Origin of the sequence: Lentilactobacillus farraginis DSM 18382 = JCM 14108 (assembly GCF_000583655.1) — a bacterium.
Classification (GTDB): domain Bacteria; phylum Bacillota; class Bacilli; order Lactobacillales; family Lactobacillaceae; genus Lentilactobacillus; species Lentilactobacillus farraginis.
In genome coordinates, this window is sequence record NZ_BAKI01000017.1 from 38,183 (window position 1) to 48,777 (window position 10,595).

Consider the following 10,595-nt stretch of genomic DNA (forward strand, 5'->3'; position numbering starts at 1 on the left):
TTTTTATTGAGCAGTATACCCACCATCAACTACAAATTCCGATCCTGTTGCAAACTTAGATTCATCAGAAGCAAGATAAACGCAAATCCACGCAATATCATTAGGCTCACCAATGTGTCCCATTGGGGTCTTTGTTCGTTGTGACATTGCTTCTTCTGCACCTTCCAAATTATCAACCAAAGGCGTCTTGATATAGCCAGGATGAACGGTATTCACACGCACACCATAATCCTTTAAGGCACAGTCAACAGCTGCTGACTTTGACATAATCCGAACGGCTCCTTTGGATGCATTATAGGCACCCAGAGTAGGATCGCCTACAAAGCCTTCAATTGAAGACATGTTAATAATCGAAGCGCCCAGATTTTTATTCTTCATACGTTGAATACCAAGACGGGTACCAAAGAAAACCCCATCCAAATTGACAGCAAGCACCTTACGCCATTCTTCAGTTGTCGTATTTTCAACACTCTTGCTAACTGCAATTCCAGCATTATTAACAACTGTTGTTACAGGTCCAAATGCTTCCTCGGTTTTATCCCATACTTCGACCCAACCGTCCTCGTCAGATGCATCATGTTTCATAAAACGAATAACGTCCGGACCCCCAATTGATTTTGCAGCTTCTTCACCAACATCTGCATGTCGGCCAGTAATCACTACTTTTGCGCCTTCTTCAACATATTTATCAGCAATCGCTAAGCCAATGCCTAATGTCCCACCTGTTACAATTGCTACTTTTCCATCTAACCGATGACCCATATTATCTACCTCCAGTAAATCTATTTGTTGTTTTTACTACTGTGCTTCTTATGTGCAATTGATATGCGTACCGACTTTGCCTTCAAGTGCCAATCCGGCTTCATCTAATGCACAAATAATTGATGTCCCGCCAATTTTGGCAAATTCAATTCCTGCAGCAACTTTCGATTTCATCCGTTCACTGGTAATTTGACCAGATTGAAGATACGCTTGAGCTTCATCGACGGAAACATCCCGCAATGATTTTTCACGATTTCTGTTGTCCTTTACTGAAACTGTACTTTCATCGGTTAAAATCATAAAGATATCGGCGCCAACCTGTTCCGCCAGCTTTCTCCCCGTTAGGTCCTTATCAATAACGGCTTCTACACCAGCTAAAAATCCATCTTCAGTCTGATAGACAGGGATACCACCGCCACCAGCAGCAATAACAATATTATTTTGCTCTAAGAGATGGATAACTGAATCCACCCCGTGAATCATTGACGGATTAGGGGATGGCACAACTCTCCTATATCCGTGCTCTTTATTTTCTACCATCAGCCAATTCTTTTTTGCTCGTAAATATTTCGCCTGTTCTTCGGAATAGAAGATACCAATCGGCTTACTGGGATTTTCAAAAGCCGGATCTTCCAAATCAACTTCAACCTCAGTGAGTAATGTCACAACATTAGCCGAAGAGCGATTCTTCTTTAATACATTTTTCAAGCTTTGCTCAAGCATGTAGCCAATATATCCTTGTGACTCTCCATTGCAAGCATCTAATGGAGAAGCTGGGACAACATCTTTGGCGATCTCGTTCTGCCTTAAAATATTGCCAACTTGTGGGACATTACCATGGGTCAAAACAACTTCATAATCCATCGCTTCGATTTTAGCGATCTCTTCAGCATTCCGTTTAACATTCTCCATTTGAACATCAAATTCTGGCTTTTGATTACGTTTCAAAATGGCACTACCACCCATTGCCACAACAACTCTTTTAGCCATTTGATACCCTCCCTTCCAAAAGTATTCATGTTCTATATCCAAGAAAATTTACTATTATACTTCTGCTTGATCCGTTACGTGATTAAAAATCAACGCTGACACCACACCGGAAATAGTATCAATTCCGGAAGTATTGCCATAATCAATTGCATTCTGTAAAAAGTTATCGATATCCTTATCAGCTCCTTGCCCATCCAAATAACCCGCAAATATCCAAAAGTGCACTACTAAAGCGCTTATGGATCGCATGATTCAAATAGTGTCGGCTAATATCTGTTGTAAAATTATCATCAATAATTTTTGGCCGAATAAGATCATTTAAATAATCTTCTTGACTCGTTAACCAGTTGATCAGCAACCAACCAATTAGAAAATCATCTCCGGAGGGTGTTAATCCCCTGCCTCTTCCAATAAAGTATCGAACTGCCTCTTGAGCAGTACTTGGGTTCATTAATTGAAAAATTTGATCTTTTAGCGGTGAGTGGTTTTTGGATAATAAATCATGGAATTGAATGTCCAAGCCGGTCAATTTATCCAACTTTTGACAGGCATCCAGGAACAATGCGACTCGTCGATCGGTGATACCTGATTTCAATAATCTGATATCGTAGGCCTTACTCAAAACAAGTTGCCATCTTTCAAAAGTCGTTTCGATAAAAATAGATTGATCTAAATAAGTGATCTCTTTAGTATCTTTAATTTGAGCCAACAAGTCGTAAAAATCTTTTTCCGGAAGGTAAACGCCACCAGGAAGTAATTTTTTTTGATCTGTTGCGATCAAGATTAAGGAAATATGTTTACGATCCGTCATGTTAAAAGTGTGTTTAAAAATGCTATGAACGTACCATTGCCCATTGGGGAGACCAAAAAGCGTTCGCTCGGCTTTAACTTGTATTTTACGCATATTCCTGAAACCCTAATTTTTTTGCATAGGCCAAGACTGCTTTCTCAAAGCATGCCATTGGTGGCGTCACAGTTCCAGCACCAATTTGACCAAGGCCTGCCTTTTTATTAGCAATACCAGTATTAATAACCGGCAAAATACCAGTTTCGACAACTTTTCTAGCATCGATTCCAATTGAAATTCCTTGGAAATCCCATGTTGGGATTGGAAAATTAGGATTGGAATCTGTCGTAATTTCGGTCATATCATTACTGATGTTTAATGCATCGTAGAAACCACCAGTCCCAACAAATCGTGTTACTGCTGGAGCAGCAATCATGCAAAGCCACCCACACCAAAGGTCTCAGTAATGGCACTGTCTCCCATATCAGGGGAAGCATCTTCTTCGGAAAATCCTGAAAAATAGAGTCCCTTTGGAATATTAACAGGGCCGGTAAACCATTCGTCACCCATTCCAGCAATTCGAATACCAAATTCATACCCATTTCGGCACATTGCGGTGACAATTGTTCCTTCATGAATTTGCCGAGCCCCATCCATTACCGATTTTGCAGATGCCATCATAATATTTAAGAAGAACTGATCAGTATCGGCAAGAAATTGAATGACATCCTCTTTGTCTTTAGGATCAATATCAAGCTTAACAATACTGGGTGCCATTTCCTTCAAAAAGACCAACGATGCAGCAATATTTCGTTGATGAAATTCATCCCCCATCGCAATGGCCTTTGCAACTAAAACGTTTACATTTAGTGGCTCTCTGATTTGAAGTGCCAGACTCAATGTTGGTCCTAAAACATCTCTCATCCACCGTAATCTATTGATAACCTCCGGGCCATTGGCACCAAAGCGCAACACAGCGCCAATTCCTTCGTTCATCGTGCAATAAGTACGATTCCCGTCAGTTCTGTTTTCTACAATAAATACTGGCATGTGAGCCGATGTAATACCGCCCATTGGCCCAACAGCATCAACGTGATGACAAGGAATTAAGTCAACCTCGCCACTTTCCATTAATGCGCGGGCATCATCTTCGTTATCTGCCCAGCCTTCGAATAAAGCTGCTCCAATGCAAGCTCCCTGAACTGGATCGATCATCTTATCATAAGTGATTGGAGGACCCGCGTGCAGCAATACTTTCCCATGGTTCAATTCATCAATCACTTCTTTAGCTGGAACCACATCAAGCAAAAATGGTGATCCAGCAATGATTTTTGATACAACTGCGTTATTTGCTTCTTCAATATTTGCATAAACCATAATTAAACCACCACCTTCAAAGATACTTTATTCAAGTAGTTCAGCGCCTTTTGTAAGGTAACATCCCCACCGGCAACTGGGTGCCAATCAAATTGAACAGCATCGCCGCCATTTTCATTAATTGCTTTGGAAAAGCTTTCCAAGCCGACATTAATAAATTTTGTTGCCACCAGCATTTGACGTGACTCTTCTGAAACTTTCGGCATTACAGCCACTGATGACGTCTTAGGACGAATCGGTTTTGGCTCACTAAAAATTGGTTTCCCAACTAACGCTAAAGCAGTTTTAACCGCCTGTGCATTACTTTGGCAAAGTATCACACCAGCCTCTTCCAAAATTTCTTTTTGCTTAGCATAATTTTGTGGATCAAGATCGGTACCAACTATTGTTCCAATAACTGGGAGATTTCTTCCTTGATTTTTCGCATCAGCAATCACTTTTTTAATCGTAGGTGCCAATTCACCAGCCATATTGTCATGTGCGCCATAGCCTAAAACAATATCAATTAAAATAGCTGCTGTTTCGGGATCATTTCCAGCTTCAACCATCATTTCTTTCCGTTTGGTAGCATCAATCATTGGATGTGGCCGTCCTTGAGTATAAACATCATCGCCTAAATCAATAACTTCATAGCCTTCCTTTTGAAGAATAAAGCCATCACCGGCATCCTTAGCGTTCAAATTCAGCGCATCATTCATCAAAGTGGCAGCTTCATAAGCTAATGTACCACCGGAATAATAACCTTTAATATATTTTTGTTGGGGCTCCAGTTGAATATCAGGAATCGCCAATTCATCATCGTATGAACCAGGTGTCTTTCCGTTTAAAAGGTCTACTGCAATTCGTGCAGTTTCTTCCAAAGTATAGGCACGATATAAACCTTCTTCATGGGATGTCGGCTTTTCACCCAAGAAAATTGCGACAACTGGTTTATTTGTTGCACGAAGTAGTGACAGGACATCATCACGAACTTCAGGTGCCGGAGGCTTTGAAATCGCAACAATTACTTTAACGTCAGGATCTTGATCTAATAGGGCAATACTATCTTTGAAGGTTGTCCCCTGAATGTCAGCTTTCAAATCACGTCCGCCTGTACCAATTGCATTTGTGACACCTGCACCCAGTTTATGAATGATAGTTGAAACTTCTTGAATACCAGTACCAGAAGCCCCAACCATTCCAATGCTTCCTTTACGAACTCGATTAGCAAAGGCTAAAGGAATACCATTAGCAATACCAGTCCCACAATCTGGGCCCATTAATACCAACCCTTTTTCATGGGCCATCTGTTTTAGTCTGGCTTCATCTTCCATTGAAACGTTATCGCTAAAACAAAAGACATTTTTCCCAGCATCCAATGCCCTTTCGACTTCTACTGCTGCGTAAACACCAGGCACCGAAATTAAAGCAACTGATGCATTCTTTCCCAATTCTAGTGCTTTATCCCATGTTTTTACCCGTTCATCAGTGGCTTCATTATCATTGCTTGCCTTACCCTGGGCATCCAGGTAGTCCTTGGCTTTTTTCACAACTTCATCAATTAAATTGTCACTCTCAGTGTCAATGACAATAACCATATCACTTGGTTTGGCCTCATCCAATTCGTCGGTAGCTAAGCCACCAGTTCTAAAGATATCTTTGTTAGCAGGGGTTCCCATCATCACTTGAACGTTATTAACACCATCTAATGTTTTCAGATAATTGGTCAACAGCATTAGTACGATGGAATCCTGATAACTATTTTTTTCAATTATTGTGTGCAGCATATAGTTACCAACTCACTTTCAATTATTATTCTGCGAAAGCATCCTTGCCGTTATATTTATCAAAATGAACTGTGTCACTTTTTAAGTAATCATAAATATCACTAGCAACTTCGATGCCATTTTTCATTGCTTCTTTATATCTAAGCTGACTACGTTCACCAGGCAAATACACTTGATCAAATCCTTTTGCGGGTGGCATTTCATGTAATTCCTCAACCATTTGAGAAATTTGATTTTTGAATGCATCCAGCTGCGTAAACTTCTTAGGATCAATCAAGATATAAAGTTGACCCAAATTTCGTTTCTTGGTTAGATCAGCGTACATCGATGACACATGTTTTCCAAAGGGCAAGCCCATTAAAGTTCCGGATAACACATCAATCATCATCATTAAGCCATATCCCTTAGGACCGGCAATTGGTAGTAATCCACGAACGTCACTCGGGTTTGTAGTTGGATTTCCTTCACCATCCACTGCCCAAGTATCAGGAATTGAACGGTGCTTTGATCGGGCATCCAATACTTTTCCCCAAGCCTGAACGGTTGTTGCCATGTCAAACACTAAAGGTTCGCCGTCTGCTTTTGGTGCCGAGAATGCTAATGGGTTAGTACCAAAATAATTCTCACTACCACCAAATGGCACTACCATTGGATCAGATTGGCACATTGCAATAGCAATTAGATTGTTTTCTGCAGCCTTTTTAACATAATAAGAAAGCATACCGCTATGACCGGTCTTTTCTGCACCAACTACGGCAACTCCCGATTTCTTAGCCATTCCGATTGCATAGTCCAAAGCAATGTTACAAACATACTGTCCCATTCCATTATCACAATGTACAATGCCCGTTGACGCACTTGTTTCTTCAAAACTAATTTGTGGGTCTCTGTTAACACCGCCTTTTGCTACTCGCTCTGCATAATAGGCCATTCGCACAGTCCCGTGAGAATGAATGCCGCAAGCGTCTGCGTATGTCAAATGACGGGCAGTCTCTTCTGCGTGTTCCTCTTTTAAACCGGCCTTCATCAATTTTTGTTTCATTAAATCCTGTAATTCAGTTGCGTCTACCAGAGTGGTTCCTACTTCTTGCATAATTAATCCTCCTCGTTTGGAATGATCGATTAAATCTCGGGATCACGATTTGCATCTTTTGAATAGACATAAGCCAATGGTTCGCCACGGCCAACCGCATAAGCAGCTTGTGGTACGTATGATGCCATAAACAGGTAATCGCCTTTTTCAACTGGATACCAGTCGTTATCCAAAACATACATTCCTTGACCACTAATCAGGTAAGCACCATGTTCCTGGAAATGAGTTTCAATGTAGGCATGACTTGCGCCTGGTTCAAATGATAAAATGTGGACATTCATATCAAAGCCGAGTTCTTTTGGTAAAAAGTCCCATAATAGAACATCTTTCATACCTTCATATTCTTCAGGTGTCTGATCTTTGGTATTACCAATGATTTTTCGTGCTTCATATCCTTCTAATGGTTCATAACGTTTCTTGTAGAGGTATACTTCGGTAGGATCATCTTGTGCATTCTCCATAACCATTTTGACGCTGGCTGGGAAATAAGCATAGCCGCCGGTTTCTAAAATGTTGTCTTCTTTACCATCACTGACTTTAAGTTTGCCGCTGACAACATAAGCAACCGTTTCAATACCTTCACCGCCGAAACCGGTATGTTTGCCGCCCTTTTGGAATGATGCAATATAATCAACGAAGTGTGCACCTAATCTTGGTGTTCCTAAAATCGAAACATCGACATTTTCAAATCCGGGAATCGTATTTTTAACCAATCCGTCATGAGGAATAATCGCAAAATTATCCTTTTTAACGACAGAACGTGATCCTAATAATTGTTTTTGGTAACCCATTCGATTATTTTTGTAGCCCATTTTAAAGTCTCCTAACTTTTCATTTGCTTATTTTTATTTGTATGCCAATTCATAAAGTGTGTCAGCAAGTAATTTAACGCCTTCTACAAGATCCTTAAGTTTAGTACTCTCAGCAGGATTATGACTAATCCCTTTAATGCTTGGCACAAAAATCATTGCTGTTGGGAAGTTTGGTGCAATTATTTGTGAATCGTGTCCCGCACCGCTGTGCATGATTCGATAATTGTATTTACCTTCTTTTGCTTTCTTTTCAATTATCTTAACAATGTGATCATCCATTGGAACGGGTGCTTCATCCATCCAAAGGTCGATATCGATACCCAGACCCATTTCCTTAGCAATTTGCCGCATCATATCTTCAACTTCTTTAGTGAATTTTGATAAGAAGTTCTTGTCTGTATGACGACAATCCATCGTAAATAGCACTTCTCCAGGAACCACATTCACTGTATTAGGTTTTGGAACAACCTTACCAAAGGTCAGAACAAGCGGATCACCGATTTCGTGTGCCCGGTCAAGTGCTTTGGAGATCATTTTGGACATTCCATAAACCGCATCGTGTCGATAGTTTAATGGCGTCGTTCCAGCATGGTTTGCTTCGCCTTTTAATGTAATGTTATAGCGACGCTGCCCGGCAATACTATTAACAATTCCAATCTGCTCATGCTCAGTTTCGAGGATGCTACCTTGCTCGATATGTCCTTCAACAAATGCTTTAATATCATCACGTTTAATTTGCTTTTCATTAGTATCAAACCCTTGACGGTGCATTTCATCGACGAACTTATACCCTTCAGCATCTTCAATGTCTTTAATTTCATCGTTATCAGCAATTCCAACAAAGTTTTTACTTCCCCAGAATACTGTTGGGAAGCGGCTACCTTCTTCTTCGGCCATTGAAATCACTTCTAAAGAACGACGAGGTTTACCATATTTTTCAAGTAACAGCTGACTGGCAGTTAAAGCCGCAACCACACCAAATTGACCATCCAATGTTCCTCCATTAACAACAGTATCAATATGAGAACCAGACATAATTGTTTCATTTGGTAATTCAGTACCTTCAACACGTCCGAATAAATTACCAACCTTATCAAATTGAGTTGTCATCCCCATGGATTCCATTTGCTTCTTTACATATTCCTGTGCTTGTTTCCAAGAATCAGTATAAAGCAGCCTGGTCATCCCGCCTGTTGGATCACTTCCGATTGATGATAATTCTTTAAGTCGTTGGTCAAATGTATTCTCCAGACTCATTGTCTTCTCGAGTTCCATGATTAAGCCTCCCTTTATTTTGCTACAAGTATATTGTATGCGCTTTCAAAGCAGACATCATTGTTTACTTTGGCCAAAAATGGTATCCCGTTTGTCACATAATTGTTTGAAAGTCCAATTATGATGATTTTGATTAAACTTCTTGACGAATTGTCCTTGAAACGCCGTCGTTACGCCACCTTGTTCACTATAGACAGTACGTCCGCGAAGAATCGTTTGGGTGATTTTTGCACCGATTGATCTACCAACATAGGGACTAATCTTATTTCGATACTCAAGTTGGTCTGCTTTTAAAATATAGGACGTATTTGGTTTAATTAAAACAAAATCAGCATCTTTGCCAACACTGATACGTCCCTTCTTTGAAAGACCGAAACGATCGGCGGGATTACTGGCAACCAAACGCGCAAATTGTTTTAAAGTCATTTTCCGTTTCTGAACGGCCTCATCAAACATGATATCAACGTTATTTTGGAGTCCGGCAACGCACCCCAGGCTTGAAAGACGTTTTTTACTGCTTTAAGCCGAGGCGGACAGGTTGAATGATCCGATGCAACATAATCAATTTTGCCATCCCTAAGTCGCTGCCAAAGACCTGTTTGTTGTCTCTTTTCACGAATTGGCGGTGCACATTTTAACAGCGGCCCTATTCTGTCGGCTTCTTCTTTAGAAAAATATAGGTAATGGACACATACTTCGCACGTTACATCAATCCCATCAGCTTTTGCTTTCGTAATTTCGTCAACCCCTTCGATACTTGAAACATGGGTGATGCTGATTCGACATCCAGTTTCTTTAGCCATGGAGAGCACCCGACGAATTTCCTCAACTTCGGCAAATACAGGTCGGCTTGCAACAAAATCAGCCATTGATAGTTGACCGCTTGCTTCCGATCTTTCGGCTAGCATTTGAGTAATCGCCTCATTTTCAGCATGAATCGTTAAAACCTTGCCCGTTTTTTTAACCTGCTTCATTGCTTCAAGTAACGTATGATCATCTGAATTCGTAAAATCAGCTTTCATGCAACGATGCCCACAGGTTGCGATAAAGTAACCACAAACGCCTTGACAATTCATCTCCTGGATTTCACCATTAAGATTTCCTGGTACGATACCGCCAAGAGAGGCCACATCAACCTTCAGATTATTTTGACCGGCATTGTACTTTTGAAGCAATGTTCTCCCGTTAATGGTTGCAGGTAATTGATTCATAGGCATTTCAATCAACGTTGTCACACCACCTTTTGCGCCAGCACTTGTTCCCGTTTGGTATCCTTCAAAGTTATCTCGAAGGCCGCCTCCAATTCCCGTAAGGTGAACATGAGCATCTACCATCCCAGGACTGACAATTAAGCCCGTGGCATCAATGACTTTCCGTGCATTAAACTGCCGGCCAAGTTGCGTAATAACGCCGTTATCAACGGCGATGTCTATATGCTTCCCACCATTTTCAAGAATCGCCAGTCCATTTGTAATTGCCAAATCATGTATCATTTGATGAACCACCCTTCAGTTTAAAAGTAACTAAATATTGTGATTAATTTCACATAAACTTTAATATAGCCATTTTAAAGGATAGAGTGAAAACTGTCTTTGTCCAAATAGAACTAAATATCCATTTTTTTATTTGTTTTGAACAAAAAATCGTTAAAAGCTAGAAGACAGGACAAAAATTATATACTATAATATTTGTCCTAAAACAAATCCCATAAAATCAGCATTTTTATAAACTGA

The 10,595-nt window shown here is 40.4% G+C and carries 8 protein-coding genes and 2 pseudogenes; all 10 read right to left on the reverse strand.

The features are described from left to right. Positions 1 to 3: 3 nt before the first annotated feature. A complete protein-coding gene (locus tag JCM14108_RS07425; RefSeq protein WP_035179776.1) occupies positions 4 to 762 on the reverse strand; it encodes an NADP-dependent (R)-specific alcohol dehydrogenase in 759 nt (252 codons plus the stop codon). 48 nt (positions 763 to 810) lie between these two features. Next, on the reverse strand, positions 811 to 1,752 hold the full coding sequence (locus tag JCM14108_RS07430; RefSeq protein WP_035179779.1) for a carbamate kinase: 942 nt from the start codon (positions 1,750 to 1,752) through the stop codon (positions 811 to 813). 54 nt (positions 1,753 to 1,806) lie between these two features. Continuing rightward, a complete protein-coding gene (locus JCM14108_RS14675) occupies positions 1,807 to 1,950 on the reverse strand; it encodes a hypothetical protein (protein ID WP_191978542.1) in 144 nt (47 codons plus the stop codon). Further along, on the reverse strand, positions 1,931 to 2,656 hold the full coding sequence (locus JCM14108_RS14080; protein WP_051996077.1) for an oxamate carbamoyltransferase subunit AllH family protein: 726 nt from the start codon (positions 2,654 to 2,656) through the stop codon (positions 1,931 to 1,933). Before JCM14108_RS14080 ends, JCM14108_RS14675 begins: the two co-directional genes overlap by 20 nt. Beyond that, a pseudogene (locus JCM14108_RS07440) lies at positions 2,649 to 3,916 on the reverse strand (YlbE family protein). The gene JCM14108_RS14080 and the pseudogene JCM14108_RS07440 overlap by 8 nt, the downstream one beginning before the upstream one ends. 2 nt (positions 3,917 to 3,918) lie before the next feature. Next, on the reverse strand, positions 3,919 to 5,682 hold the full coding sequence (gene fdrA, locus JCM14108_RS07445) for an acyl-CoA synthetase FdrA (RefSeq protein WP_035179782.1): 1,764 nt from the start codon (positions 5,680 to 5,682) through the stop codon (positions 3,919 to 3,921). A gap of 25 nt (positions 5,683 to 5,707) precedes the next feature. After that, entirely contained in the window at positions 5,708 to 6,775 is a 1,068-nt protein-coding gene (allD, locus tag JCM14108_RS07450) for an ureidoglycolate dehydrogenase (RefSeq protein WP_035179783.1), read from the reverse strand. 29 nt (positions 6,776 to 6,804) lie between these two features. Then, the gene (gene allE, locus JCM14108_RS07455) at positions 6,805 to 7,587 is read right to left on the reverse strand and encodes a (S)-ureidoglycine aminohydrolase (RefSeq protein ID WP_003557097.1); all 783 of its coding nucleotides are present in this window, start codon (positions 7,585 to 7,587) and stop codon (positions 6,805 to 6,807) included. A gap of 33 nt (positions 7,588 to 7,620) precedes the next feature. Continuing rightward, entirely contained in the window at positions 7,621 to 8,844 is a 1,224-nt protein-coding gene (gene allC / locus JCM14108_RS07460; RefSeq protein ID WP_035179799.1) for an allantoate deiminase, read from the reverse strand. A 75-nt stretch (positions 8,845 to 8,919) separates the two neighbouring features. After that, positions 8,920 to 10,355, reverse strand: a pseudogene (allB, locus tag JCM14108_RS07465) (allantoinase AllB). Between the last annotated feature and the right edge of the window lie 240 nt (positions 10,356 to 10,595).

What these genes read in the sequence shown, in the direction of transcription:
- JCM14108_RS07425 (WP_035179776.1), bottom strand. Translation starts at nt 762, where the DNA reads ATGGGTCATCGGTTAGATGGAAAAGTAGCAATTGTAACAGGTGGGACA.
- JCM14108_RS07430 (WP_035179779.1), bottom strand. Translation starts at nt 1,752, where the DNA reads ATGGCTAAAAGAGTTGTTGTGGCAATGGGTGGTAGTGCCATTTTGAAA.
- JCM14108_RS14080 (WP_051996077.1), bottom strand. Translation starts at nt 2,656, where the DNA reads ATGCGTAAAATACAAGTTAAAGCCGAGCGAACGCTTTTTGGTCTCCCC.
- fdrA (WP_035179782.1), bottom strand. Translation starts at nt 5,682, where the DNA reads ATGCTGCACACAATAATTGAAAAAAATAGTTATCAGGATTCCATCGTA.
- allD (WP_035179783.1), bottom strand. Translation starts at nt 6,775, where the DNA reads ATGCAAGAAGTAGGAACCACTCTGGTAGACGCAACTGAATTACAGGAT.
- allE (WP_003557097.1), bottom strand. Translation starts at nt 7,587, where the DNA reads ATGGGCTACAAAAATAATCGAATGGGTTACCAAAAACAATTATTAGGA.
- allC (WP_035179799.1), bottom strand. Translation starts at nt 8,844, where the DNA reads ATGAGTCTGGAGAATACATTTGACCAACGACTTAAAGAATTATCATCA.